The organism is Streptomyces sp. NPDC005811, assembly GCF_040630405.1.
GTDB lineage: Bacteria > Actinomycetota > Actinomycetes > Streptomycetales > Streptomycetaceae > Streptomyces.
In genome coordinates this window covers 46,905-73,198 of record NZ_JBEXXK010000059.1, presented here as the reverse complement: position 1 = coordinate 73,198, position 26,294 = coordinate 46,905, and the positions used below count along the sequence as shown (strand labels likewise).

Here is a 26,294-nt window from a genome sequence, read left to right as displayed (position 1 = left end):
ATCGTCGCGTCGGTGCTCGTGAAGCCGGTGCGCAGGAAGACCCGGCCGTGGTCGGGGTCGTCGAACTGCTGGTGCTCGGTGATGTCGCAGCCGTGCCGGACGAGGAAGCCCGTCACGGCGTTGACGATGCCCGGGCGCTCGGGGCAGCTCAGGGTCAGGACGAACCGGTTGCTCATGGCGGTCATGGCGGTCATTCCGTCCCTCCGGTGTACTCCGTCGCCGCGTCGACCAGCCACGCCGCCGCGTACGGGGCGAAGGAGGAACGGACCAGCAGCCACGCGCTGGTGGCGGCCTCGGCCCGGACGACCAGCGTGATCCCCGTCTGCGCGAGCAGGGTGGTGTGGCAGGACCCGACGGGGGACACCCGGGGGTCCAGGTCGATCGCGCAGCCCTGCGCCAGGATCTCGCGGGTGAGGCCGCCCCGCAGGGACAGCACCGTGCGCTGCGCGGAGACGTCGGTGACGGTGGCGAACTCCTCGCCGATCGCCGACCTCAGTCGCCCGATCAGCTCGTCACCGGTGTCGGCCGGCGCGACCAGCAGCCATTCGTCGGGGCCCAGCCACAGGGCCTTGACCTCGTCGGACATCGCGGCGCGCGAGGCGGACGGCAGCCGGAGGCCGAGCACCGACTCGACCGCCTTCGCCGCGGGGCTGTCCGCGGTCACCCGCAGGGTGAGCTGGGTGAGGTAGGGCAGCTCCCGGACCTGGAAGCCGTCGGGCAGCCGGCCGAAGGCCTCCTGCCAGTCGGCGAGCGGGCTGAAACGGGCGGGGGCGTCAACCGTCACGGCGGGTTCCCTCCTTGTCGTAGAGCACGGGGTCGGTCACGGTCACCGCGACGGTGCGGTCCTCCAGCGGGACGTAGAGGGTCTCGCCGACGCGCCGGGTGCCGCCGCGCAGCAGGGCGAGCGCGAAGGTGCGGCCCAGGGCGTCGCTGCGGTAGCTGGAGGTGACGTGCCCGAGCATGGGCACCGGCGGCGCCGGCACGGTCTCGGTCGCGATGATCTGCGCGCCCTCCGGCAGCAGGGTGCGTTCGTCGACGGGCAGCAGGCCCACCAGTTGCTTGCGGTCGGTGCGCCGGTTCTCGGCCCGGTCGAAGGACCGCCTGCCGACGAACTCCTCCTTCTTCTTGGACACCACCCAGGCCATGCCGAGGTCCTGCGGGGTGATCGTGCCGTCGGTGTCCTGCCCGATGATCGGGTACGCCTTCTCCGCGCGCAGCACGTGCATGGTCTCCGTGCCGTACGGCGTGATGCCGAAGGGGCCGCCCGCCGCGTACAGGGCCTCCCACACCGTGCGCGCGTACCAGGCGGGGACGTTGACCTCGTAGGCGAGTTCACCGGAGAAGCTGATCCGGGCCACCCGGGCGGGCACGTCCGCCACGACGGTGTCCTGCCAGGTCATGAACCCGAAGGCGTCGTTGCTCACGTCGAGGGTGGGCGCCACCAGGGCCAGGACGTCGCGCGAGCGCGGCCCGACCAGCGGGATCGTCGCCCAGTGCTCGGTGACGGAGGTGAGATGGACCCGCAGGTCGGGCCACTCCGTCTGGAGCCACTCCTCCATCCAGTCCAGCACCTTGGCGGCGTTGCCGGTGGTCGTCGTGACCAGGAACTCCTCCTCGGCCAGGCGCAGGACGGTGCCGTCGTCGAGCGCCATGCCGTCGACACCGCACATCACGCCGTAGCGGACCCGGCCGACCTTCAGCGAGCTCATCACGTTGGTGTAGAGCCGGTCCAGCAGCTCCCCGGAGTCCGGGCCCTGGACGCTGATCTTGCCGAGGGTGGAGCCGTCCATCATGCCGACGCCCGCACGGGTCGCCCGGCACTCCCGCAGCACGGCCTCCTCGATGGTCTCCCCGCCGACGGGGTAGTACCACGGCCGCTTCCACTGGCCGACGTTCTCGAAGAGCGCGCCGTGCTCGACGTGCCACCCGTGCAGGGACGTCACCCGGACCGGGTCGAACAGCTCGCCGCGGTTGCGTCCGGCGAACGCGGCGAACGCCACGGGCAACGTGGGCGGCCGGAGCCGGGGGGTGCCCAGCTCGGCGATGTCCACGCCCAGCGCCTCGGCGACGATCCCGGAGGTGAGGACGCCCGAGGTACGGCCCTGGTCGTGGGCGGTCCCGATGGTGGTGTACCGCTTGACGTGCTCCACCGACGTCAGACCCGCCCCGGTGGCCCGCAGGACGTCCGCGACGGTCCCGTCGCGCTGGAGGTCGACGAACTGGAGGGAGTCGTCCTGAGTGCTCGGCACCCGCCAGAGCACCGTGCCCGGTACGTCCGCGGGCTCGTCGGCGACGGCCGGCAGCTCGACCGGCGGGGTGGTCCTGCCGAGCGCCGACAGGGCCTGCCGGGCCGCCTCCGTGCCGTCCGCCAGAGCGCCGGCCAGACCGAGGACCCCGCTCGCGGCACCCGCCGTACGGACCGTCTGCAGGGCGGCCGCCGGAACGAAGGCGCCCAGCCCAGCGTCGTGGCGGAGCTGTCCCCGCGCCTGGCTGAACAGGGCCACCGCCGGGTTCCAGCCGCCCGAGACCAGCAGCAGGTCGCAGCCGAGGTGGGCGGAGCCGAGGCGTACGCCGTCGATGCGCTCGGTGCCGGTCGTCCCGGTCACCACCTGGCCGGCCCGGACCTCGATGCCACGCGCGGCACACGCCTCGCGCCAGTGGGCGGGCACGTCCTGCCGTGCGTCGATCACCGTGTGGACGCGGGCACCGGCGTCGGCGAGTTCGACCGCCGCGCGGTAGGCGCTGTCGTTCGTGGTGAACACGGCGATCTCGCGGCCGGGGAGGACGCCGAAGCGGTTGAGGTAGGTCCGGGCGGACCCGGCGAGCATGATGCCGGGGCGGTCGTTGTCGTCGAACGCGATCGGCCGCTCGTAGGCGCCGGTGGCGAACACGACCTGGCGGGCCCGGATGCGCCAGACGCGCTGACGGGAGACATGGGCGGGCGCGGCCGCGCCGAGGTGGTCGGTGCGCTTCTCCAGGGCGAGGACGAGACCGTCGTCGTAGGAGCCGATGGCGGTGGTCCGCCGGAGCAGCCGGACGTCGGGCAGCGCCGCGAGCTCGTCGGTGACGGCGGTGACCCAGGCGGCGGCGGGCGCGCCGTCCAGGAGTTCCCGGGTGCCGAGCAACGAGCCGCCGGGCGTGGGCAGTTCGTCGACGAGGACGACCCGGGCGCCGGCCCGTCCCGCGGTCAGGGCGGCGGACAGACCGGCCGGACCGGCGCCGACGACCAGCACGTCGCAGTGGGCGTGCACGGTGTCGTACCGGGCCGGGTCGGGCCGGCTGCTCAGCCGGCCCTGGCCGCTCAGACCCCGGGCGACGAGCCCGTCGTAGAGCTCCACGGTGGTGGCCGTGAGCATCGGCTCGGGGAAGGGGGCCTCGATCTGCACCAGCGCGTTGGGCTCCTCGACCCCGGCGGTCATGATGCCGCGGGGCCGCCCGTACGTGATGCTCGTGGCCACGTGGTGGACCCCGTTGGCCAGCAGCGCCGAGGCGAGGGTGTCGCCCGGGTGGCCGGTGTACGCGGATCCGTCGAAGGTGAACGACAGGGTCGTGCCGCGGTCCACGGAGCCGGAGCCGTCGATACGGAACGGGTTGCTCATGCGCCGGCCTCCTGACCGTCGGCGCCCGCGCGAGGGGCCGCGAGGAACTGGTGGGTGGCGGTGTCGCGCAGGGCGTTGAACCAGCGGCGGCATCCTGCGGCGTGCATCCACCGCTCCGCGAACGGGCCCTTGGGGTTGTCGCGGAAGAAGACGTACTGGGCCCACTGCTCGTCGTCGAGGTCGGCAGGCCTTGCGGGGTAGGGGACGTGCGCCTGTCCGCCGTAGTGGAACTCGGCTTCCTCGCGCGCGCCGCACCAGGGGCAGGCGATGAGTTGCATCGGTGTCTCCGGGAGGGGTGTCAGTGGGCGACGGCGGCCGCGCCGTGCTCGTCGACCAGCGCGCCGGTGACGAACCTGGACAGGGCGAAGGGCGCGTTGTACGGGTGGGGTTCGCCGGTGGCGATGGTGTGCGCGTAGCACCAGCCGACGCCCGGGGTGGCCTTGAACCCGCCCGTCCCCCAGCCGCAGTTGAGGTACAGGTCCTCGACCGGGGTGAGCCCGACGATGGGGGAGGCGTCCGGGGTGGTGTCGACGATGCCGGCCCAGGTGCGCAGCATGTGGGCGCGGGCGAACACCGGGAACAGCTCCAGGGCGGCCGCCATCTGGCGCTCGATGATGTGGAACGCGCCGCGCTGGCCGTAGCCGTTGTAGCTGTCGATGCCGGCGCCCATGACGAGCTCGCCCTTGTGCGCCTGGGAGACGTACACATGGACGGCGTTGGACATCACGACCGTCGGGTGCACCGGTTCCAGCAGCTCGGAGACGAGCGCCTGGAGCGGGTGGCTCTGCAACGGCAGCCGCAGGCCCACCATCTCGGCGAGCACGGAGGTGTGTCCCGCGCCGGCGAGCGCCACCTTGCCGGCGGCGATGTTCCCCCGCGTGGTCCGTACGCCCGTCACCCGGCCGTCCGTCACGTCGATGCCCGTGACCTCGCAGTTCTGGATCAGGTCGATGCCGTACGCGTCGGCCCGCCGCGCGAAGCCCCAGGCGACGTAGTCGTGCTTGGCGATGCCGGCGCGCGGCTGGTAGGTGGCGCCGAGCACCGGGTAGCGCACGTCCGGGTCGATGTTGACGATGGGGCAGACCTTGGCGACCTCGTCCGGCTCCAGCCACTCGGCGTCGATGCCGTTGAGCCGGTTGGCGTGGACCCGGCGCTTGCTGTCCCGGATGTCCTGGAGGGTGTGCGCGAGGTTCAGCACGCCGCGCTGGCTGAACAGGATGGGGTAGTCGAGGTCCTCCTCCAGCGTCTCCCACAGCTTCAGGGAGTGCTCGTAGATGCCGGAGCTCTCGTCCCACAGGTAGTTGGAGCGGATGATGGTGGTGTTGCGGGCCATGTTCCCGCCGGCCAGCCACCCCTTCTCCAGCACCGCGATGTTGGTGATCCCGTGGTTCCTGGCCAGGTAGTAGGCGGTGGCCAGACCGTGCCCGCCGCCACCGACGATCACCACGTCGTACGACCGCTTGGGGTCGGGGTTGCGCCAGAGGAAGTCCGGGTGGTCCGGAAGCGGCGTGCCGGTCATGCCGCGGCTCCGTTCAGCTCGGGGTACAGGGGGAACGCGGCGGCGAGCTTCGCCACCCGGCCGCGCAGCGACTCGGCCTGTTCGGCGGAGAGCTGCTCGGGCTTGAGGGTGTGGGCGATGATGTCGGCGACCTCGCGGAACTCCGCCTCGCCGAAGCCACGGGTGGCCAGGGCGGGGGTGCCGATCCGCAGCCCGGACGACACCATGGGCGGCCGCGGGTCGAAGGGGACGGCGTTGCGGTTGACGGTGATGCCGACCGCGTGCAGCCGGTCCTCGGCCTGGCGGCCGTCGAGGGGGCTGTGGCGCAGGTCGACCAGGACCAGATGGACCTCGGTGCCGCCGGTCAGCACCGTGATGCCGGCCTCGGCCACGTCGTCGGCCAGCAGCCGCCCGGCGAGGATCTTCGCGCCCTTCAGCGTGCGCTGCTGCCGCTCGCGGAAGGACTCGCTCGCGGCCATCCTGAACGCGACCGCCTTGGCGGCGATCACATGCTCCAGCGGGCCGCCCTGCTGACCGGGGAACACCGCCGAGTTGATCTTCTTGGCCAGCGCGGCCCGGCTCAGGATGACACCGCCCCGGGGACCGCCCAGGGTCTTGTGGGTGGTGGTCGTCACCACGTCCGCGTAGGGCACCGGGCTCGGGTGCAGTCCCGCGGCCACCAGACCGGCGAAGTGCGCCATGTCCACCATCAGATACGCGCCCACGCTGTCGGCGATCCGGCGGAACTCGGCGAAGTCCAGCTGCCGGGGGTAGGCCGACCAGCCGGCCACGATCAGCTTGGGGCGGTGGGCGAGGGCGAGCTGTTCGACCTCGTCCATGTCGACGCGCAGGTCGGACTCGCGCACGTGGTACGGGATGACGTCGTAGAGCTTGCCGGAGAAGTTCAGCCGCATGCCGTGGGTGAGATGGCCGCCGTGCGCCAGGTCCAGGCCGAGGATCGTGTCGCCGGGCTGGAGCAGGGCGGACATCGCGGCGGCGTTCGCCTGGGCGCCGGAGTGCGGCTGGACGTTCGCCGCCTCGGCGCCGAACAGGGCGGTGACCCGGTCGATCGCCAACTGCTCGATGGTGTCGACGTGTTCACAGCCGCCGTAATAGCGCTTCCCGGGGTAGCCCTCGGCGTACTTGTTGGTCAGGACCGAGCCCTGGGTCTGCATCACCGCGACCGGCGCGAAGTTCTCGCTCGCGATCATCTCCAGCGTCGACTGCTGGCGCTCGAGCTCCGCGTCGACCGCGGCGGCGACCTCGGGGTCGAACAGGGTCAGCGGCTGGGAGAAGCTCATGCGGTCCCCTTGGAGGACTAGGAGCGTACGAGAGCCGTACGACTGGTATATCAGTTGTAGGTGCAGTTCGGGTCGGCCGTCAAGGAGTCGGGCGCCTGACTGATATATCAATCGTGCTAGCGTGAGGGGATCCGGTCTCGGCGAGGAGGGCGCACATGTCGGTCGCGGTGGCGGAGGGCGGGCTCACCCTGGCCGAGCGGGCCTATCGGGCCCTGTGCGACCGCTTGGTGACGCTGCAGATCGCCCCCGGGACGCCCATCAACGACGAGCAGGTGGCGGCGGAGCTGGGCGTCGGACGCACACCGGTGCGTGAGGCGCTCAAGCGACTGGAGGCCGACCGGCTCGTGGTCTCCTACCCGCGACGCGGCACATTCGCCTCCGAGGTGCAGATCACCGACCTCGGCCACCTCACCGAGGTGCGGCTGCGGCTGGAGCCGCTGGCGGCCGACTGCGCCGCGCGCCGGGCCGGCGCGGCGGACCGGGCCGTACTGGGCGGACTCCTGGAGGAGCTGGACGCGGCCGCGGGGCGGGAGGTCGGCGAACTCCTCGCCCTGGACCTCCGGTTGCACCGGGCGCTGTACACCGCGACGGCGAACCCCTTCCTCCAGGACACCCTCGTGCGCTACGACAACCTGGCCACGCGGATCTGGTGCCTGTTCCTCGACCGCCTCCCCGGGCTGGCCGGCCATGTGGGCGAGCACGGCCCGCTCGTGCGCGCGGTCCTGGCGGGGGACGGGGACCGCGCGGCGGCGCTGGCCGCCGAGCACGTGGAGCATTTCGAGACGGCGATCCGTTCTCTGCTCTGAGCTTCCCGGGAGCCGGGGGTGACCTGCTCGGGCGTGCGGCCGGACTGCTCGGGCGGGCCGGTGAGGCAAGGTGCCGACCGTCAGGCGGTCCGCTCCAGGCGGAGCCGCCTCATGGTCGACGACGACTTGGGCCTGCGGGAGCACCGGACGCTACCCTGCCCGATCCGCCTCCTCCGTCTGGCGGATCGGGCAGGTGAGGGGGAGGACGCGTTCTGTGAGGTGTCCTGTGAGGTGGGTGTCGGTGAGGGTGGCCTCGGTGAGCCAGGCCGCTGCCGTGAGCTGGTCCAGCAGCTGCCGCAACGCGCCGGGATCCACCGGGATCGCGGTGGTGAGGGTCCCCAGGGCGATGCCCCGGTCGTCGGTGCCGAGGCGGCCCGAGCCGTCGGTGTGGGTGGCCAGGGTCAGGGCGAGCAGGCGGGTGCCGGCGGTGGCCCCGGCCTTGCGGAGCTTCTTGTCCGAGACGATCTTCTGGGCCCAGCCGCTGAGCCGGGGCCGGGTCTTCCTGCCGAACGCGAACGGCCCGGAGCCGTCCTCGTGCAGCGCCAGGGAGGGGACGGTGACGGCGATGGGGCTCTCCGGCCGGGCGGCGAGCAGTTCCTCGGCGGTGCCGGGGACGACCAGCCATCCGCAGTCGATCAGCTCCTCGACCAGGTCCGGCGGTTCCGTCAGACCCAGCGCGGTGATGTCCTGGCCGACGACATTGCCGGTCCCGCCGTGCGCGGTGCGCAGGGTCAGCATCAGGACGAGCAGCCGGGCGTCCGGTCCCGGCAGCGGGCTGTGCTCGGCCACGTACGTGAGGACGGAACGTACGTGTTCCCACTGCGCGGGCACGTTCAGCACACGGCTGACGGCCGGTCCGTCGGCGTCCGCGCCCAGACCGGTGCGCTGGAGGTGCTGGGAGCGGGCCGCGGCGGCGGCCTGCTCGGCGCGCTGCGCCTCCCGCCGCAGCGTGGTGTCACCGGTGACCTCGGCCCAGGTGGTGAACGCGCGCGCCTTGCGCTCATGGAGGTCGGCGAGCAGCGCCAGATCGGGTTCGGGCTGCTTCTGGTACGCGCGGAACTGGTCGCCGAGTGCGGTGAGTTCGTCCCTCAGGGGCGTGGGCCGCAGCTCGTGCGGGACGATCCGCTGGGCGATCCTCCCGTGCGGACGGGGGTGCGGCGCGGGTGAGGAGCGGGGCGCGGGCACGCCGCGCGGGCCGGCCGAGGGTGGCGTGGTGTCGGAGAACCGTGGCGCTCCGGCCGGGGCGGTCGACGGGCGGTCGCCGGCCGGTCCGGAGGGGACCGGGGTGGTGGTGACGACCTTCGCGCCGGGCGTCGCGGCCGCGCAGCGGGCACAGCACTCCATCGCCTGCCACCAGCGGCCCTGCCGGTCGCCGACCACGGCCAGGACGACCGCTCCGCCGCACCGCCAGGGCTGGCCGCCCGGCTGCCGGTCGGCGGGCGAGAGATGCGTACGGCAGCTCTCGGCCCGGCACGCGCAGTACGCCCCGGCCCGGGGCTCCGCGACCGCCCGCAGATGGGACTTGAGGTGTTCGACCGCGGCCGCGCGGCCGGCGGCCGCGGACGGCAGTCGCTGCTCGGCACAGGCGGGGCGGCTGCACGAGACGCGCACCGCCGTGCTGCCACGGCCGGCCGGGTCCAGCCGCACCGTCCACCGGCGCCCCAGTACCCGCTCGTCCGGCTCGCTAGCCGTGGCCTCCGTCATCCTCGCCCGCTTCCTTTCCCTCGCGCCGTTCCTTCACGGTCCGTGTCCGCCCCACCGCACAGAGCGAGGCGTGACAGCGGGCCTACCGTACGCGGCAGACGACACCGTGACCTGAGAACTCGCCGGAGGTGCGGAGGTTGCGGGTCGGGGAGGGGTGAACTCCAGTTCGATACGAGGGGGCATGCGGCGAAGGGGCAGGGGCCGCTTGCGCGGCGCACTCGCGTTCTCCCGCAGCATGTCGTCGATCCACGGCTTGGCCGGATCGAGGGCCGTGGCCCGTGGCACCGGCTTCGTCCGGCGATGCGCCCCGTACTCCTCCGCCTTCTCCGCCCGCGACAAACCCACCCAGCCTCCCGACACGACCGTGATCAAGCAACACGGCCTCCGACATGACCGTGTCGGAGACCGGATTCACGCCAAGAAGTCCTCGATCAGCTCGGCCGGGTTGGCGGCCGTGGTGGCCTCTTCCTCCCAGCCTGGGCAGTCCATGTCGAACACGACCACGGGCAGGGGACGGCCGAAGATCCTCTCGATGGTGCCGCTCGCGTGGAGGTGACGGGCGAGGTCGATCACGGCGTCGCGGAAGTGGAGTTCGAGGAGGCCGGACTTGGCGCGAAGGCGATCGTCCTCCACCATCCGGGCAAGATCGAACTCGCCGTCGTACCAGATGCCGAGGGTCCTGGCCTCCTCCTCGTGGAGCGGGGCTCCGACCGGGTCCTCAGGGATGTTGCCGAGCTTGTCAAAGCCCTCGAGGATCCAGAAGGCGTAGTTCCAGCGCACCTCCCGGCGATCGGAATCCCGGAGCATCTGCTCCTCGTACCGGCTCTCCGTGTTGTAGCCGATGTCCACGCACGGGTGGCGGTTGTCGGCATCGATGCGCCAGATGTTGAAGGCCAGGACGTATGTCTCACGCTTCATCTGGTCGGGGATGCGCTCCAGGATGCCGGCGGCGGCCTGCCGCAGATGCGTCTGGAAAGTCTTCCGTGCTGTCACAACGACAGCGTCTCACTCACCACCCGAAGGCCCCGCCGCCAGTGGGACCGGTCGAGACGGTGGGTGAGTGGGATGAGTCCGGCGGGTGCGGGGTGGCGGGCGTGGTCGTCGGCGCGGAGGGCGGCGAGGGGCACGGGCCGGGGTGTGAGTAGCAGCGGTAGTGGGCGAGTTCGCCGGTGGTGCGGTTGCGGCGGATCAGCAGGTGACGGCTGCCGGCGGCGGGGTCGGGCAGGTCGATGGCGGCCCAGTCGTGGAAGCGGTGTCCCTTGGCTCCCGCTGCGGCGGACAGCTTCTGCCAGGCTCGCTTGGGCAGCCTACTGGCCAGGGCATCCGCACGGAACTTCCCGGCATGGGTGGTGACTTCGGCCAGCAGGCGACGGCCGGCACGTAGCCTGTCCAGGAGTGCGGGACGTACAGTTCCCGGTCCACTGTCGCGTGCCCGCGACGGCGGGCGTAGACCAGGTGGACGGCGACCTGGCATTTTCGATCCTGCCCGCGGTGCCGGTGTACGGGCGCCGGACGCCGACGGTCCTCCTGCCGGCGGGCAGGGTCTACGCTGTGACCTGCGGCCACCGCATGATCCTCAGACTTCACACCCCGATGATCAACGGGCCGCCCCGCCTGCCGTCCCGTGTCAGGAGGACATGTGCAACGTGGCGAAGTCTGGTGGGTCGAGTTCGACGAGCGGCGGCTGGTCGTACTGCTGTCGGGAGACGACGCGTCCGGGATCCGGGTGATGCAGGTCGTCGCTCCGGCGGGCGTCGACATCAGCGGCCTGGGCATCGAGGTGGCCGTGGGTGCCGTGGAAGGACTGCCCTTCGAAGGCGTGCTGCGGTTCGGTTTCCCGCGTCCGGGCTCTCCCCCTTGTACGTGGCTGACCACGGTGTCCCGGGACGACCTGATCGAGCGGGCGGGCGTCCTGTCCTCCGTGAAGCTCAGCGAGATCGAGGACGCCCTCCGTCTCGCTGGACAGAAGAAGGAATGGACCCCGGCGACGACCGCGAAGCTCAGCGCGATGAGGGACGCCCTCCGTCGCGGTGGCCTCGGGTAGACGGAGAAGGGACGGAGGCCCCCGATGGCGTGGTCGGTCTCGCCCATCCAAAGTCACGTTCCGTCCGTAGACGCGCGGCCGGCCAACGGGACTGCGGAGAATCAGGGATAACACGGGCGAACAGGTCGCGGCCTCGAGCTGTTGCCGCCCTGCCGAAGTTTCGTCGTTGAAGGCCTTAGTTGAGCGCTGCTAGACCCGGCCACCAATTAGGGCGCTCGCTGATCAGGGATCGCATGACAGCGCTGTTTTCAAGGATGAATTTGCAGTAGTCGCTCCAACCTTCATGCGATACCGTTCCCGGAATTCGGCTCGTGACATTCAGGCCGTCTGTAAGCATGTCGGCGAATACTTCCGCAAGCAGGAGGACTTGTTCGCGCTCTTCCCCGGCGTCCGGGCAAGGCTTGTTGTCGTAGAAATACGCTCTCATGCCAGGGCGTTCCATCATCTTGAAGTAGATGTCACGCAGACTCTGCAACGTGTGGTCCAGGCCGTGAGTCGCGTTCAGCGTGTTGGAAGCCCGAACCTGTTCCGAGACGTCCCTGGTCTGTTTCGCCAGGAGCAGCAAGGAAAAGATCAACCCCAAAAGACCGCCAATCGCCGTGACCGTTGCCAGCACGCTGCCCCCAGTACATCGACCCTGAACTCCAGCATGCCGTAACGGATGGCATTAGTCACCACATCGCGGCGAGTACGGCCCCCCCGCAGATCGGTGCGGAGATCAGCCCCTGAAGACCCACCCAAGCTGAGTGCTTCCGCCGCTGTCCGCATACACGCAGTCAGAGAAGGTCTCGCCAGAAGGGAACCGTGGCTTGCGGGTTCCAGCTCTCCTCCGCCTCACTTCGCGCCTCGTCGAACTCCTGGTGCATGTAGTCGACCAGGTCCAGGCCACCGGAAGGCCGGCCGCCAGGAACGATCGGTGATCGTCCGCGAACTCGAAGCCGTACTCTCGCTCGATGCGCACGAACTCGGCGTCCGTCAGAGCACCGCCGCCCGCTAGCGCCCAGCGCAGTTCACCGTCACCCGAGTTGCATGCAGCCCGTCTCGGAGACCATCCGTCCATGGATGCGGGTGAACGGCCCAGAGCATGCCCGCCGCCCCACCAGCAAAGTTGGAGAATGAGGCCGACGCGGCCGTGAGAGCGTACGACCCGCCCAGGAGTCGCGGGGGAACGTCCGCTGGTGGAGACGCCGCCGCAAGGCTCGATCGGGCCCCGTCACGGGGAGCCGTCGGCCTCCGACGGGGTCGGGCGCCACTCCTCCTCCGGGTCCAGGGACAGCTCGGGGTGGTCGCGTTTGAAGGCCTCCGCCTGTTCCTCGATCCGCGGCAGGGCGTGGTCGGGGGCGCCGAATCCGCGGAACAGCGTCGTGCAGTACTCGCGGGCCAGGAACGCCGCGTCCCACTGCCCGTCCGGATTCACCCACTGATAGGTGTGGTTGTGGAGGTTGAGGAACTGCAGGGTGCCCAGACGGGGTTCCATCGTGCGGAAGGTGTGCTGCTCCATGGCCTCCGCGAGCAGCGCGGAGATCAGCTGCTCGAAGTCCGAACGCTGCTCCAGCAGGGTCTTCAGTTCCGCGCCGCTCAGCGAGCGGTAGTCGTGCTCGTAGACCCAGATGTGGTCCAGCCGGCGGAAGATGATGGTCAGCAGCGACTCGGACAGCAGCCGCAGCCGCAGCAGCGGGGTCGCCTCGAGGTCCGCGATCTGCCGGGCGCGGGACAGCAGCGGTCCCATCACCCGGGACTGGATCTCGACGAGGAGGTTCTCCTTCGAGCCGATGTAGTAGTACAGCGCGCCCTTGGCGAGCCCCACCGCCCGGCCCAGGTCGTTGATCGACGTCGCCGCGTATCCCTGCCGGGCGAACAGCGCTGCCGCGACGTCGATGATCTTCTGGCGCCTGATCTCGAAGCCCGGTCCATGGCCCGGCGGACGTGGCATGGGTTCCCTCCCGCTCGACGTGACGACGTACTGAATTAAAGCCGACTCCGGGGGTGCCGATCGCCGTGGGCCGCGCCTCAATGTACCGTTCGGTCCGGCAAACCGGGGAGGCAGGCCCGGAGCCGCCGACCGCGAGACACTCGTGTGGTGAGGGTGTCCCCAGTGAGGAGTGGCGCATGACCACGGTAGGTATTGCCACCGGAGCCGCCGGCGGGGTCGGGGAGGCCTGCGCGCGGCGCCTCGCCGACCGGGTGGACGTGCTGCTGCTCGCCGACCGGGACGAGGCGGCCGCGGCCCAGGTCGCCAAGGACCTGTCCGGGTACGGCACGAGGGCGGCCGTCGAGCCGTTCGGCATGGATGTCACCGACCCCGGGGACCTCGCCCGGCTGGCCCGCCGGGTGGGCGAGGCCGGCGCGCTGCGGGCGGTCGCGCACGCCGAGAGCGTCGCCCCGGAGGAGGGCGACTGGCGCCGGATCATCGAGGTCGACCTGGTCGGCACGGTGCTGCTCGCCGAGGCGCTGCGCCCCCTGGCCGGCGCCGGGTCGGCCTTCGTGTACTGCGCCTCGGTGTCCCCGCTGATCGCCCACGTCGAACCCGATCCGACGGTCGCGGCCGTCCTGGACGAGCCGGGGGACGAGGGGTTCCTCGACCGGATCCGCGACGCCATCGGCCCCGCCGTCGAGGATCCCGCGTGGGCCTACCCGTGGGCGACGTACGGCGTGCAGCGCTTCGCCCGCGCCGAGGCGGTGCGGCTCGGCCCGGTGGGCGCCCGCGTGTGCTCGGTGTCGCCCGGCGCGATCGACACCCCGCAGACCCGGCGGGAGGCGGAGCGGCACGAGGAGGTACGTCACCTCATCCGGACCACCCCGCTGGGCCGGACCGGGCGGTACGACGAGGTGGCCGCCGTCGCCGCGTTCCTGCTGTCGGACGAGGCGAGTTTCGTCAGCGGGGTCGATGTCGTCGTCGACGGCGGTCTGTGCGCCGCCCTCGGCGACGAGTGACCTGAGCGCCTGTGTCATATCCCCGGCCGGGCGCGCGGCGCCGTGCGGCGGTGCGGGACCGGCCGCCCGCTGCCTGCCCCGGGGAGGGGCAGGCGGCGTCGGACCGGTCCCGCACGGTGGTCGTCGAGAAGATGTGGTCACACCGCCGTTCCGGCCGGGACCGTCTTGTCGGGCCGCTCGCCCCGGGGGATCAGCGCGACGAGCAGCGTGCCCACGGCGCAGCAGCCGACGACCAGCCAGAGCCCGTTGGTGAAGCCGGTGTCGAGATAGAACTGGGTGCCGTGCAGGATCGCGCCGTGCTGGGCCATCACCACGAAGGCGAGCTGCGAGACGATGATCTGGGCGACGCCCTGGCCGAGGGTCTGGGCCCCGTTGGCGAGGGCCTGCTCCTCCGGGGTGACCACCTCGATGATCATGATGGGGACGACGGCGACGACCATGCCGGTGCCCAGTCCCGCGATCAGCCCCATGCCGATGATCTGCGGGGCGTCGTGGTGGAGCTGGGTGCCGATGCCGTAGCCGAGGACGGTCAGCGCGGAGCCGGCGCCCAGCAGGATCCTGCCGTCCACACGGCGGGCGAGGAAGCCGGTGCCGACGGCCGCCACGATGATCATGGCGCTGATCGGGCTGGTGACCAGCGCGTTGTGGGTGCCGGACCAGCCGAGGCCCTCGGAGACCTGCGGGATGGCGGGCATCAGCACCAGCATCTGGATGACCACGCCGACGGCGCTCAGTGAGCCGGCGGCGACGGAGGTGGCCAGCAGGACCGTCCACACCGGGCGGCGGCGGGTCATGGTCGGCGGGAACAGGGGTTCGGCGACCCGGCGCTCGACGAGCACGAACGCCACCAGCGCCGCGAACGCACCGGCGACGAAGGCGGCGAACCTGCCGCTGCCCCAGCCCCAGTGCGCACCCTGGCCGACCGCGTAGACGCCCGCGGTGATCCCTCCGCCGAGGAGGAGTCCGCCGATCCAGTCCATCCGGCCGCCCGCCGCACGGACCGTGCTCTCCGGCACGAAGGCGGCGACCAGGACGAAACTCATGGCCGTGCTGAGGGCCATGAACCAGAGCACGCCCCGGAAACCGTGGTGGTCCAGCAGCCAGCCCGACAGGAACGGCCCGCCGAAGGCGACCAGTCCGACGCCGCCGGCGAGGACACCGCTCGCGAGCCCGACCCAGCGGCGCGGGAAGATGTCACGGGTGAGCGAGTAGACGAGTGGTGCGGTGGCGGCGTAGACGCCCGCGATGCCCCGCCCGATCAGCAGGGTGCGGTAGTCGGTGGCGAGGGCGGCGACCAGGTCGCCGACGAAGCCCAGCCCGACGGCGACCAGCAGGACGCGCTTCTTGCCGAGGAGGGTCGCGGCCTTGACCGCGAACGGCAGCACGAACGTGCCGGTCAGCAGGGTCATCAGGGTGAACCACGCGATCTCGGTGGTCCGGAAGTGGATCGCGACCTCGGCCTGCGCGACACCGGACAGCGCGGCGACGAGCGAGACCAGCTGGACGGTCCACAGCAGGGCGATGACGACGAGGACGTGACGCGTGGTGGACAGGGATCTCTCGGGGGCTTGCGATGCTACGGCTTCTGTCGGGGACATGGGCGGCCTTCCGTGGGAGAGCGGGAGAGCGGGAGGGAGTGGGGGTTCCGCGAAAGATAGACCTAGCGGTCGGTACAATCAATAAGTCGCGCAGATCTCCCGCAGATCTCACGCGCGCGGATCCCGCGCGGCCTCACGCCCGAAGCGCCGCTCACCAGGCCGTCCAGCCGCCGTCCACCGTGAGGGTCGTGCCGGTGACGAAGCGGGAGGCGTCCGAGGCGAGGAAGACCGCGGCGCCGCCCAGCTCGTCCGCGTCGCCGACCCGGCCGAGCGGGGTGCCGCGCACGATGCGCTCGCCCCAGCGGCTGTCGAGCAGCCCGGAGCTGAGGTCGGTGCGGAAGTAGCCGGGGGCCAGGTTGTTGACGCGGACGCCACGGTCGGCCCACTCCACGGCGAGCGCCCGGGTCAGGGCCTCCACGGCGCCCTTGCTGGCGGCGTACGGCGCGATCCGCTCGAAGCCGGTGCGCGCGTGCACCGAGGAGACGTTGACGATCGAGCCGGAGCGCTGCTCCAGCATGACCTTTCCGGCCTCGCGGCAGCAGAAGAAGGTGCCCTGGAGATTGACGTCCAGCACCTGGCGCCAGTCGTCGTCGCCGAGGTGCTCGCTGCGGGTGAAGTGCGGGCTGATCCCGGCGCAGTTGACGACGGCGTCCAGCCGTCCCGACCATGCTGCGGCCCGCTCGACGAGTGTGCGGACGGCGTCCGGGTCGGCGACCGTGCCGGGCAGCACGAGCACATCGCCGCCGTGCGCGGCGAGTTCGGCCTCCAGGCTCTCCAGGTCGGCGGCCGTGCGGGCGGTGACCGCCACGTTCGCCCCGGCCTGGGAGAGGGCGACGGCGACGGCCCGGCCGAGGCCCTTGCCGGCGCCGGTCACCCAGGCGGTCCTTCCGTCGAGGCGCAGGTCGGTGGTGACGTCGGCCATGGCTCAGTCCTTCGGGGGGAGGTCGCGCAGGGTCCGCTTGAGGACCTTGCCGGAGGGGGTGCGGGGGAGTTCGCCGACGACCTCGAAGCGCGCGGGCACCTTGAACTTGGCGAGGCGGGCCGCGCAGAAGGCGCGCAGGTCGTCCGGCGCGGCGCTCTCGCCGGTGCGGAACACGACGAAGGCGCGGGGCACCTCGCCCCAGCGGGGGTGGGGCAGGCCGACGACGGCCGCCTCCAGCACGGCGGGGTGTTCGTACAGCACCCGCTCCACCTCGGGGGTGGCGATGTTCTCGCCGCCGGAGACGATCATGTCCTTCTTACGGTCGTCGATGTAGAGGTAGCCGTCGTCGTCGAGGTGCCCGATGTCGCCGGTGTGGAACCAGCCGTCCCGCAGGGCGGCGGCGGTGGCCTGCTCGTCGCGCCAGTAGCCGGAGAAGACCTTCGGCCCGCGCAGCGTGATCTCGCCGAGCTCGCCGGCCGGGACCTCGCGGCCGCTGTCGTCCACGATCCGCACGCGGGTGAACGGGACCGGACGCCCGACCGAGCCCAGCTTGGTGAGGGCGTGCTCGCGGTCGAGGAAGGTGTCGCCCGAGACGGTCTCGGTGAGTCCGTAGGCGTCGGCGAACCAGGCGTGGGGGAAGGCGTGCATGATCCGCCGCAGCACCGGCTCCGGGGTCTTCTCGCCGCCGCCGAGGACGAACCGCACCGAGGAGGTGTCGTACGCCTCCCGGTCCGGGACCTCCAGCACCGCGTTGACCATGGCGGGCGCGAGCCAGACGTTGGTCACCCGGTGCTCCTGGATCGCCGCGAGCGCGCCGGCCGCGTCGAATCTGCGCTGGAGGACGACGCTTCCGCCCGCGTGCAGGACCGCGAGGGCCGGCATGTCGAGGCCGCCCACGTGGTAGAGCGGGCCGCAGACCAGCGTGGTGTCCGCCGAGGTCAGGCCGAAGTGGACGAGGTGGGCGAGGTTCTTCGCCTGGAGGTTGCCGTAGCTGATGCAGACGCCCTTGGGGCGTGAGGTCGTGCCGGAGGTGTACATCAGCCGCTGGAGATCACCCGGCTCGACCTCCACGGGCTCGACCCGGGCCTCCGGATGCCGGGCGAGCAGCTCCTCGTACCCGGTCCACGGGTCCTGCGCCGCGCCGTCCACCAGGATGCGGCGCTCCGGGCCGGCCGGGCCCGCCGCGATCCGGTCCACGGCCCGCAGGAACTCGGGTTCGGTCACCACGGCCTTCACCCGCGCATGGCCGAGGATGTAGGCCCATTCCTCCTCCGACAACCGGTAGTTCAAGGGCAGGAACACCGCACCGATCCGGTTGACGGCATACACCAGTTCCAGGAACTCCGGCCGGTTGTGGAGCAGCAGTCCGACGACGTCCCCGCGTCGGACGCCCAGCTCCGTCAGGCCCGCTGCCAGCCCGTTCACCCGTCGATGCAGGTCACGGACGGTCAGCCGGCGGTCCTCCTGCACGATCGCGACGGCGTCCGGCCGCTGGCGGAAGTGGTAATCGAGGATGCTCGAGAAATTGTGCACGGCGACTCTCTCGGCTCGGTGGTCGGGAATGTCCCGACCGGTCGGTTGCCCGCTCCCAAGATTTAGTGTACCTCTTGGTCTATAAAACTTGACCGCACTTTACGACGCCGCGTACGCGTCGACAACCGTTCCCGGCCTCCGGGATTCACCGCACCGGGACAGGAGAGCCTCGTGCCACGCATCCGCAGGGAAGGCGAGGGGGCAGTGGTCACGCTGCGTCTGCTCCATCCGCCGATGAACGCGTTCGACTCCCGGCAGCGCGAGGAACTCGGCGCCGCCGTGCGCGCACTCGCCGACGACCGGGACGTCCGGGCCGTCGTCCTGTACGGCGGCGAACGGCTGTTCGCGGCGGGCGCGGACATCAAGGCACTGGCCGCCCTGTCGCCCGCGGAGGTACGCGGCTGGAACCGGGCGCTCCAGCGCACGTTCGACGAGGTGGCGCGGCTGCCCGTGCCGGTCGTCGCGGCGATCACCGGCCACGCGCTCGGCGGCGGGCTGGAGCTGGCCCTCGCGGCGGACTACCGGGTGGCCGCCGCCGACGCCCGGCTCGGCCAGCCCGAGGTCCGCCTCGGGATCATGCCGGGCTCCGGCGGCACCCAGCGGCTCACCCGGCTCATCGGCCCCGCGCGCGCGAAGAACCTGCTGATGACCGGCCGCACCGTCGGCGCGGACGAGGCGCTGCGCCTCGGCCTCGTGGACGAGGTCGTACCGGCGGGCGAGGTGTACGGGACGGCCCTGACGTACGCCCGCCGGCTCGCCGAGGGCCCCGCGGCGGCCCTGGAGGCGATCAAGGAAGCGGTGGACCACGGCGCCGACGCCGCCCTCTCCACCGGCCTGGCGCTCGAACGCTCCCTGTTCACCGGGGTGTTCGGCACGGACGACGCCGCCGACGGGCTCCGCGCCTTCCTCGACCGGGGTGCGCGGCGCGACGGCCCGCCCGGCGACGGGGACGACACGAAGGGACGGACGACGTGAAGGCACTGCGTTGGCACGGCGCACGCGATCTGCGGCTCGACGAGGTCCCGGAGCCACCGGAACCGGGGCCGCACGAGGCGGTCGTCGAGGTCTCCTGGTGCGGGGTGTGCGGCACCGACCTGCACGAGTACCGGGAAGGCCCGCACATGATCCGGGAGAGCCCGCACCCGCTCACCGGGGCCCGCCCGCCGCTCGCCCTCGGCCATGAACTCAGCGGCACGGTGGTCGCGTTGGGCGCACCGGTGGCGGGCGTCGAGGTGGGCGACCGGGTCACCGCGGACCCGGTCTGGCGCTGCGGGACCTGCTTCTGGTGCGTGCGCGGCGACTACCACATCTGCCCGCGGAGCGGCTCGGTGGGACTGGCCTCCCCCGGCGCGTTCGCCGAGCGGGTCACCGTGCCGATCGCCGGACTGACCCGGCTGCCGGACCAGGTCACGGACGAGATGGCCGCGCTCGCCGAACCGCTCGCCGTCGGCCTGCACGCCGTCACCCGCGCCGGGGTGGGCCCCGGCGACCACGTCCTGGTCGTCGGCGGCGGCCCCATCGGCTTCGCCGTCGTCCTGGCCGCCCGACTGGCGGGCGCCGCCGGCCTGTACGTGAGCGAACCGCTGAAGGAACGCCGGGAGCGGCTGCTGGAGATCGGTGTCACCGAGGCCTTCGACCCGCGCGAGACGGACGTACGCCGCGAGGTGTTCGTCCGGACCGGGCGCGTCGGCCCGGACGCCGTCATCGACGCCACCGGTGTGCCCGCGCTCGCCCGGGACGCCGTGGCCACCGTCCGGCGCGGCGGCCGGGTCGTGCTGGCCGGCGTCGGACACGGCGACGTCTCCTTCGACCTCGGCCAACTGGTCTTCTACGAACGGACCGTGCTCGGCACGCTCGGCTACCGGCACGACATCCCCCGGGTCGTCGATCTGATGAGCACCGGGCGCCTGGACGCCTCCCCCCTGCTCACCGGGCGGTTCGCGCTGTCCGACGGGGTGGAGGTCTTCGCCGACCTGGCCGGCCGCACGGGCGGCGGGCTCAAGGTTCTGCTGACCCCGAAGGGACTGTGACCATGGATTTCGACCTGCCCGAGGAGACGCGGGCGCTCCAGGAGATGGTGCGCGACTTCGCGGCCCGCGAGATCACCCCGCACGCCGCCGCGTGGTCGGAGAACGAGGAGTTCCCGACCCATGTCTTCACCAAGCTCGGCGAACTCGGCCTGATGGGCATGCTCGTGCCCGAGGAGTACGACGGCGCGGGCGCCGACACCGTGACGTACGTGGCGGTGATGGAGGAACTCGGCGCCGCCGACCAGTCGGTGGCCTCCTCCTGGAACGCGCACTCCACCATCGCCACCCTGCCCCTGCTGGCCTACGGCACCGAGGAGCAGAAGCGGCGCTGGCTGGCCCCGCTGGCCCGGGGCGAGGCCATCGGCGCGTTCGGCCTGACCGAGCCCGGGGCCGGCTCCGACGCGGCCGGCATCACCACCACGGCCCGCCGCGCCGACGGCGGCTGGCTGATCAACGGCACCAAGATGTTCATCACCAACGCCGGCACCGACATCAGCCAGGGCGTCACCGTGCTCGCCGTGACCGGCCGCGACGACGACGGCCGCAAGCGGTACGCCACCTTCTACGTCCCGACCGACACCCCCGGCTACACCTGCGGACGCAAGCTGAAGAAGCTCGGCTGGCACGCCATGGACACCCGGGAGCTGGTCTTCACCGACTGCTTCGTCCCCGACGGCCATCTGATCGGCGAGGAGGGCGGCGGGCTGCGGCAGTTCCTGTCCGTGCTCGACAAGGGCCGGATCAGCGTCGCCGCGCTGAGCCTGTCCCTGGCGAAGGCGGCCCTCGCCCTCGCCGTGCAGCACGCCACCGAACGCGAGCAGTTCGGCCGGCCGCTGTCGGCGTTCCAGGCGGTCGCCCACAAGATCGCCGACATGGGTACCGAACTGGAGGCCGCCCGCTGGATGGTGTACCGCGCCGCCTGGCTCGCCGACCGGGGCCGCCCGTACGGCACCGAGGCCGCGATGGCGAAGCTGTACGCCTCCGAGGTCGCCAACCGCGCCGCCTCCCAGGCCGTGCAGATCCACGGCGGCTACGGCTATGTCCGCGAGTCGGAGATCTCCCGCTTCTACGCCGACGCCAAGATCCTGGAGATCGGCGAGGGCACGAACGAGATCCAGCGCAACGTGATCGCCCGGGCCCTCGTGGCACCGCCCGCGGGAGCACCGCGAGGACACGCGTGAACGCGGCGCCGGCGCCCGCCCGGGGCGACGCCACCGACTCCCCGCACGCCGGCCGGCTGCTGGAGATGTACCGCAGGATGCGTCGCATCCGGCGGTTCGAGGAGCGGGCGTCCGAGCTGTACCGGGCGACCGAGATCCCCGGCTTCCTGCATCTGTCGATCGGCCAGGAGGCCAGTGCGGTCGGCGCGTGCTGGCCGCTGACCGCCCGCGACGGCATCACCTCCACCCACCGCGGCCACGGCCATGTCCTCGCCAAGGGCCTGGACCCGGCGGCGATGATGGCCGAGCTGATGGGCAAGGACGCCGGTACCTGTCACGGGCGCGGCGGCTCGATGCACATCGCGGACCCCGGACTCGGCGTCTACGGCGCCAACGGCATCGTCGGCGCGGGGCTCCCGATCGCCGCCGGGGTGGCGACGGCGGCCAAGCTGCGTGCCGCCGGTGACGTCGTGGTGGCGTTCTTCGGGGACGGCGCGGTCGCCCAGGGCATGTTCCACGAGGCGGTCAACCTGGCCGCCGTGTGGGACCTCCCGGTCGTCTTCCTCTGCGAGAACAACCACTACTCCGAGTTCTCCCCGGCCGCCGAGCAGCACCGCGCCCCGCTCTCCGCCCGCGCCGCGGGCTACGGCATCGGCTACGCGCACGTCGACGGCAACGACGTCCTGGCCGTGGCGGGCCTGATGGCCGACGTCGTGGACCGGCTGCGCGCGGGCGGCGGCCCGGTGCTGGTGGAGGCGGAGACCTACCGCTGGCACGGCCACTACGAGGGCGACCCCGAGCGCTACCGCAGCGCCGAGGAGGTGGCCGCCGCCAAGGAGCGCGACCCGCTGGTCGTCGCCCGCCGGCACCTCACGGCCGCCGGGGTCGCGCCGGCGCTCGTCGACGCGGTGGACGAGGAGATCCACCAGGAGATCGAGGCGGCCGTGGAGTGGGCCCGCGGCCTGCCCGCGCCCGCCCCGGAGACCCTGTACGACTTCGTCTCCGCCCCGCGCACCCCGGTCCCCGAGCCCGCCCCGGCGGCGGGTGAGGTCTTCCGGTCGATGGACGCCGTACGCCTGGCCCTGGAGCACGAGCTGACGGCCGATCCGTCGGTGTTCGTCGCCGGGATCGACGTCGGCGCGGGCGGCAATGTCTTCGGCCTCACCCGGGGCCTCGCCGAGGCCTTCCCCGGCCGGGTCCGCGACACCCCGATCAGCGAGAGCGCCATCCTCGGTACGGCGGTGGGGGCGGCCATGGCCGGGATGCGCCCGGTGGTCGAGATCATGTACATGGACTTCATCGGGGTCTGTCTGGACATGCTGCTCAACCAGGCGGCCAAGCTCCGGTTCATGACCGGCGGCCGGGCCTCGCTGCCCCTCGTCGTGCGCACCCAGTTCGGCGCGGGCCGCTCCTCCGGCAGCCAGCACTCGCAGAGCCTGGAGGCGCTGCTCGCGCACATCCCCGGCCTGACCGTGGTGATGCCGTCCAGCCCGGCCGACACCTACGGCCTGCTGCGCGCCGCGATCCGGGACCCCAACCCGGTGGTCTTCGTGGAGAACCGGCTCCAGTACGGCTTCAAGGGCCCCCGCCCCGCCGACGGCCACCTCCTGCCGCTGGGCAGGGCACGGGTCGTGCGCGAGGGGACCGACGTCACCCTGGTCTCCTGGTCCCGCATGGTCCAGGACTGCCTGGCCGCCGCCGAGCTGCTCGCCGCCGAGGGCGTGAGCGTCGAGGTCGTCGACCTGCGCACGATCGTGCCCCTGGACCGGGAGACGGTCCTGGCGTCGTTGGCCAAGACCAACCGTCTGGTCATCGCGCACGAGGCGGTACGGGACTTCGGCGTCGGCGCCGAACTGTCGGCGCTCGCCGTGGACGAGGGCTTCTGGCACCTGGACGCCCCCGTGGCCCGGGTGGCCCCGCCGCCGGTGCCGGCCCCGTACGCGCCCTCGCTGGAGCGGCTGTGGCTGCCGTCGCGGGACACGATCGCCGGGACGGTGCGCAGGATCGCGGCCGTGTGAGGGCCTGCCGCCCCGCGGTGACACGCCGATGCCCCGGAACCCGAGGAGGGTTCCGGGGCATCGGCGGTGGGGCCGCCGCCGTCGGTCCGGACGTGTCTGGCAGGACAGGTGGTGGACCGACGGCGACCTCCGCGGCCCCGCCTCAGGCGGGGGTGCCGCCCGCCTTGGAGAAGTCGAAGGTGGCGTAGCCGTTCTCCTCGACCTCCCGGATCAGCTCCTGGAGCTTCCAGCGCCCGGTGGGGTTGAGCAGCTGGCTGACGGCCTTGCCCGGGATGTTGGACCCGTAGAAGTAACTGCTCTTCTGGAAGATCGACATGGAGTCGCTGCTGTTCATCAGGTCCGTCCACTCCTTCTCCGCGGCCGGCTTGACCGCGATGACGTCATGGCCGTGGTCGCGCGCGTGCAGCAGGGCCCGGTGGACGAACTCCACCTGGTCGCCGGCGTAGCGCGGGTTGTTGCCGAGCGCGCCGTGCGGGCCGCCGGGGAAGAAGAGGTTCGGGAAGCCCGCCGCCGCGACCCCGAGGTAGGTGCGCGGGCCGTCCGCCCAGTACTCCTTCAGCGGCAGGCCGTCGGCGCCCCGCACCCCGAGCCGGTTGAGCGCGCCGGTGCCGAAGTCGTAGCCGGTGCCCCAGATGATGATGTCGAACGCGCGCGGCCCCGCGCCCGTCTCGATGCCGTCCTCGGTGATGCGCACGATGGGGTCGTCGGCCAGGGAGACGAGCGAGACGTTCGGGTTGTTGTACGCCTCGAAGTAGCCGGTGCCGAACGGGGGCCGCCGGGCGCCGTACCCGCCGTCCTCGGGGACCAGCTTCTCGGCCGTCTCCGGGTCCGTGACGATGCCGCGGATCTTGGCGGCCATGAAGTCGCACCACTCGGCGTTGATCACGGGGTTGTACGTCATGTCGCGGTAGTGCTCGGTCAGCTTGGTGAAGCCGGGGCTGTTCCAGATCCTCTCGTAGAACTCCTGCCGTTCCCCGGCGCTGACGTCCGCCCCGCTCTGCGGGTTGATCTCGTGCAGGAAGCCGCTGGGGGAGGCGTCGAGGGTGGCCCGGATCCGCTCGAAGTCGGCCTTGAGACGGGCCTGTTCCTCGGCGGTGATGGGCCGGTTGTTCAGGGGCGTCACCCAGTCGGCCTTGAGCTGGTACACCGTGAGGTCGGCGACCTGGTCCGCGATCGCGGGCACGATCTGCACACCGCTGGACCCGGTGCCGACGAGCGCGACGCGCTTGCCCGTGAAGTCGATCGGCGTCTTGGGCCAGCGGGCCGTGTGGTGCTGGTCCCCGCGGAAGTCCGCGCGTCCCGCGATGTCGGGGACGAAGGGCACCGAGAGGACACCGGTGGCCGCGACGAGGAAGCGGGTCGTCAGCACCGTCCCGTCCTCGGCCGTCACGGTCCAGGTGCCGGAGTCCTCGTCGTAGACCGCCGAGCTGACCCGGGTGCCGAAGAGGATGTCGCTGCGCAGGTCGAAGCGGTCGACGACGTGGTTGAAGTAGCGCTCGATCTCCGGCTGCCCGGCGTAGTGCTCGGTCCACTCCCACTCCTCCCACAGCTCCCGGGAGAACAGGTAGCCGTAGGTGTAGCTCTCGGAGTCGAAGCGGGCCTCGGGGTAGCGGTTCCAGTACCAGGTGCCGCCGACGCCGGTGCCGGCCTCCAGCAGCCTGACCGAGAATCCGGCCTCTCGGGCGCGGTACAGCTGATGGATGCCGGTGACGCCCGCTCCGACGATGACGACGTCGAGGAGACCGGTGTCCGTCGTCGATTCGCTCATCTGCCCTCCAGGCCGATTTATTGTTTCGACCGGTCGGTCGATTGAATACGGCCGAGCGTAGAGGAGGCGAGGGATACGGGCAATCCGCTGCCGGGGATTGATTGTACCGACCGTTTGATTTAACTTTCGGGCCATGGCACAACGGAGTCAACGCATGACGGTCGAGGCCGGCACTCCGGCACCCGGCCGGGTCCTGGTGGTCGGCGCCTCCGCGGCCGGCCTCTGCACGGTCGAGTCGCTGCGGCGCAAGGGGTACGCCGGTGAGATCACCGTGGTCGGCGACGAACCCCACGCGCCCTACGACCGGCCCCCGCTGTCCAAGCAGGTGCTGTCCGGGGCCTGGGAGCCCGAGCGGGCGGCACTGCGGACACCGGAGCTGCTGGCCGACCTGAAGGCCGCACTCGTCCTCGGTGACGAGGCGGTCGCCCTGGACCCGGAAACCCGCACCGTGCGCACGGCGTCCGGGCGCGCACTGACGGCGGACGCCGTGGTGATCGCCACCGGGGTACGGGCCCGCACCCTGCCCGGCGCGGAAGACCTCGCAGGAGTCCATGTGCTGCGCGGTCTCGACGACGCGCTGGCCCTGAAACGGGAACTGGTGCCCGGCGCCCGGCTGGTCGTCGTCGGCGAGGGCGTCCTCGGCTCCGAGATCGCCGCCACCGCGCGCACCCTGGGCCTCGCGGTGACCCTCACCGGCCCGCTCGCCGCGCCCATGGCGCTCCAGGTCGGCCCCCTGGTCTCCGGACTCCTCGGCGAGCTGCACCGCGAGCACGGTGTGGACCTGCGGCTCGGCACCGGGGTGACCGGCCTGACCGGGAGCGGCGGCCGGGTCACCGGCGTGGCCCTGGCCACGGGGGAGACCCTGCCGGCGGACGTCGTGGTCGTCGCCATCGGGGCGGCCCCGGCGACGGACTGGCTCGCGGACAGCGGACTGCGCCTGGACAACGGAGTGGTCTGCGACTCCCGTTGCCGCGCGGCGGAGGGCGTCTACGCGGTCGGCGACGTCGCCCGCTTCCATCACGAGCCGTACGGCCGGCTGGTCCGGCTGGAGAACCGGACGAACGCCACCGAACAGGCCACCGCCGTGGCGGGGGCCCTCCTCGGCGAGGACCGTCCCTACACCCCCGTGCCCTACTTCTGGACCGACCAGTTCGACGCGAAGCTCCAGGTCCACGGGCTGCTGCCCGCCGACGCGGACGTCGAGATCGTCGAGGGGGACCCGACGGCCCGGCGCTTCGTCGCCCGCTACACCAGCGCGGGAGCGGTGACCGGGGTCCTCGGCTGGAACATGCCCAAACAGACCCGGCTGCGCCGGCAGGACGTCGTCGACGCGCTGCCCGCCCCCGCCCCCGCCCCCGCCCCCGCGCACTGAGCGCACC

General features: G+C 72.0%; 20 protein-coding genes and 2 pseudogenes. 8 read left to right on the top strand and 14 right to left on the bottom strand.

The genetic code is table 11. The features are described 5' to 3' along the window. From ABZ490_RS42625 to glyA, 5 genes and pseudogenes are all read right to left on the bottom strand, one after another. Nucleotides 1-194, bottom strand: a 194-nt coding sequence (locus tag ABZ490_RS42625; RefSeq protein ID WP_359003108.1) for an ACT domain-containing protein, incomplete at its 3' end; no start/stop codon positions are given. Continuing rightward, a complete protein-coding gene (locus tag ABZ490_RS42620; RefSeq protein ID WP_359003106.1) occupies nt 191-784 on the bottom strand; it encodes a sarcosine oxidase subunit gamma family protein in 594 nt (197 codons plus the stop codon). The genes ABZ490_RS42620 and ABZ490_RS42625, both read right to left, overlap by 4 nt. Continuing rightward, a pseudogene (locus ABZ490_RS42615) lies at nt 774-3,877 on the bottom strand (sarcosine oxidase subunit delta family protein). The gene ABZ490_RS42620 and the pseudogene ABZ490_RS42615 overlap by 11 nt, the downstream one beginning before the upstream one ends. A 20-nt stretch (nt 3,878-3,897) precedes the next feature. Next, complete coding sequence (locus ABZ490_RS42610) at nt 3,898-5,118, bottom strand: sarcosine oxidase subunit beta family protein (protein WP_359003104.1); 1,221 nt, start codon at nt 5,116-5,118, stop codon at nt 3,898-3,900. Next, nucleotides 5,115-6,398 (bottom strand): serine hydroxymethyltransferase, encoded by a 1,284-nt coding sequence (glyA, locus tag ABZ490_RS42605; protein ID WP_359003102.1) that lies wholly within the window; start codon nt 6,396-6,398, stop codon nt 5,115-5,117. The genes ABZ490_RS42610 and glyA overlap by 4 nt, the downstream gene beginning before the upstream one ends. Nucleotides 6,399-6,553: 155 nt before the next feature. Between glyA and ABZ490_RS42600 the strand changes: the two genes are divergently transcribed. Continuing rightward, a complete protein-coding gene (locus ABZ490_RS42600) occupies nt 6,554-7,204 on the top strand; it encodes a GntR family transcriptional regulator (RefSeq protein ID WP_359003100.1) in 651 nt (216 codons plus the stop codon). Between the two features lie 150 nt (nt 7,205-7,354). On the opposite strand, the gene ABZ490_RS42595 is transcribed toward ABZ490_RS42600, so the two are convergent. The 3 genes and pseudogenes from ABZ490_RS42595 to ABZ490_RS42585 form a co-directional block, all read right to left on the bottom strand. Then, nucleotides 7,355-8,908 (bottom strand): hypothetical protein, encoded by a 1,554-nt coding sequence (locus ABZ490_RS42595; protein WP_359003098.1) that lies wholly within the window; start codon nt 8,906-8,908, stop codon nt 7,355-7,357. A 411-nt stretch (nt 8,909-9,319) separates the two neighbouring features. Beyond that, nucleotides 9,320-9,901: a hypothetical protein gene (locus ABZ490_RS42590; protein ID WP_359003096.1), complete on the bottom strand. Its 582-nt coding sequence runs from the start codon at nt 9,899-9,901 to the stop codon at nt 9,320-9,322. Nucleotides 9,902-9,963: 62 nt separating this feature from the next. Next, nucleotides 9,964-10,431 (bottom strand): annotated as a pseudogene (locus ABZ490_RS42585) (transposase); the annotation flags it as partial. Between the two features lie 116 nt (nt 10,432-10,547). Here ABZ490_RS42585 and ABZ490_RS42580 point away from each other — a divergent pair. Then, nucleotides 10,548-10,952, top strand: coding sequence for a type II toxin-antitoxin system PemK/MazF family toxin (locus tag ABZ490_RS42580; RefSeq protein WP_359003094.1), 405 nt, complete (start codon nt 10,548-10,550; stop codon nt 10,950-10,952). Nucleotides 10,953-11,127: 175 nt separating this feature from the next. Here ABZ490_RS42580 and ABZ490_RS42575 read toward each other — a convergent pair whose 3' ends face one another. Next, complete coding sequence (locus tag ABZ490_RS42575; RefSeq protein WP_359003092.1) at nt 11,128-11,568, bottom strand: hypothetical protein; 441 nt, start codon at nt 11,566-11,568, stop codon at nt 11,128-11,130. 597 nt (nt 11,569-12,165) lie between these two features. Next, on the bottom strand, nt 12,166-12,885 hold the full coding sequence (locus tag ABZ490_RS42570; RefSeq protein WP_359003090.1) for a TetR family transcriptional regulator: 720 nt from the start codon (nt 12,883-12,885) through the stop codon (nt 12,166-12,168). A gap of 176 nt (nt 12,886-13,061) precedes the next feature. Here ABZ490_RS42570 and ABZ490_RS42565 point away from each other — a divergent pair, with 176 nt between their 5' ends. Beyond that, nucleotides 13,062-13,886, top strand: a complete 825-nt coding sequence (locus ABZ490_RS42565) for an SDR family oxidoreductase (protein WP_359003088.1) — start codon at nt 13,062-13,064, stop codon at nt 13,884-13,886. A gap of 137 nt (nt 13,887-14,023) precedes the next feature. Here ABZ490_RS42565 and ABZ490_RS42560 read toward each other — a convergent pair whose 3' ends face one another. From ABZ490_RS42560 to ABZ490_RS42550, 3 genes are all read right to left on the bottom strand, one after another. Then, nucleotides 14,024-15,484, bottom strand: a complete 1,461-nt coding sequence (locus ABZ490_RS42560; RefSeq protein ID WP_359003086.1) for an MFS transporter — start codon at nt 15,482-15,484, stop codon at nt 14,024-14,026. 151 nt (nt 15,485-15,635) lie between these two features. Then, on the bottom strand, nt 15,636-16,406 hold the full coding sequence (locus ABZ490_RS42555; protein ID WP_359003084.1) for a 3-oxoacyl-ACP reductase family protein: 771 nt from the start codon (nt 16,404-16,406) through the stop codon (nt 15,636-15,638). Between the two features lie 3 nt (nt 16,407-16,409). Further along, nucleotides 16,410-17,939, bottom strand: a complete 1,530-nt coding sequence (locus tag ABZ490_RS42550) for a long-chain fatty acid--CoA ligase (RefSeq protein ID WP_359003082.1) — start codon at nt 17,937-17,939, stop codon at nt 16,410-16,412. A 171-nt stretch (nt 17,940-18,110) separates the two neighbouring features. Here ABZ490_RS42550 and ABZ490_RS42545 point away from each other — a divergent pair, with 171 nt between their 5' ends. The 4 genes from ABZ490_RS42545 to ABZ490_RS42530 are packed head-to-tail and all read left to right on the top strand — an operon-like array spanning nt 18,111 to nt 23,147. After that, entirely contained in the window at nt 18,111-18,914 is an 804-nt protein-coding gene (locus tag ABZ490_RS42545; RefSeq protein WP_359003080.1) for an enoyl-CoA hydratase-related protein, read from the top strand. After that, complete coding sequence (locus ABZ490_RS42540; RefSeq protein WP_359003078.1) at nt 18,911-19,969, top strand: alcohol dehydrogenase catalytic domain-containing protein; 1,059 nt, start codon at nt 18,911-18,913, stop codon at nt 19,967-19,969. The genes ABZ490_RS42545 and ABZ490_RS42540 overlap by 4 nt, the downstream gene beginning before the upstream one ends. A gap of 2 nt (nt 19,970-19,971) precedes the next feature. After that, on the top strand, nt 19,972-21,150 hold the full coding sequence (locus ABZ490_RS42535) for an acyl-CoA dehydrogenase family protein (protein WP_359003076.1): 1,179 nt from the start codon (nt 19,972-19,974) through the stop codon (nt 21,148-21,150). After that, complete coding sequence (locus tag ABZ490_RS42530; RefSeq protein ID WP_359003074.1) at nt 21,147-23,147, top strand: pyruvate dehydrogenase complex E1 component subunit beta; 2,001 nt, start codon at nt 21,147-21,149, stop codon at nt 23,145-23,147. The genes ABZ490_RS42535 and ABZ490_RS42530 overlap by 4 nt, the downstream gene beginning before the upstream one ends. Before the next feature lie 142 nt (nt 23,148-23,289). Here ABZ490_RS42530 and ABZ490_RS42525 read toward each other — a convergent pair whose 3' ends face one another. Beyond that, a complete protein-coding gene (locus ABZ490_RS42525) occupies nt 23,290-24,915 on the bottom strand; it encodes an NAD(P)/FAD-dependent oxidoreductase (protein WP_359003072.1) in 1,626 nt (541 codons plus the stop codon). A 154-nt stretch (nt 24,916-25,069) separates the two neighbouring features. Here ABZ490_RS42525 and ABZ490_RS42520 point away from each other — a divergent pair, with 154 nt between their 5' ends. After that, entirely contained in the window at nt 25,070-26,287 is a 1,218-nt protein-coding gene (locus tag ABZ490_RS42520; RefSeq protein ID WP_359003070.1) for an FAD-dependent oxidoreductase, read from the top strand. Nucleotides 26,288-26,294 lie beyond the last annotated feature (7 nt).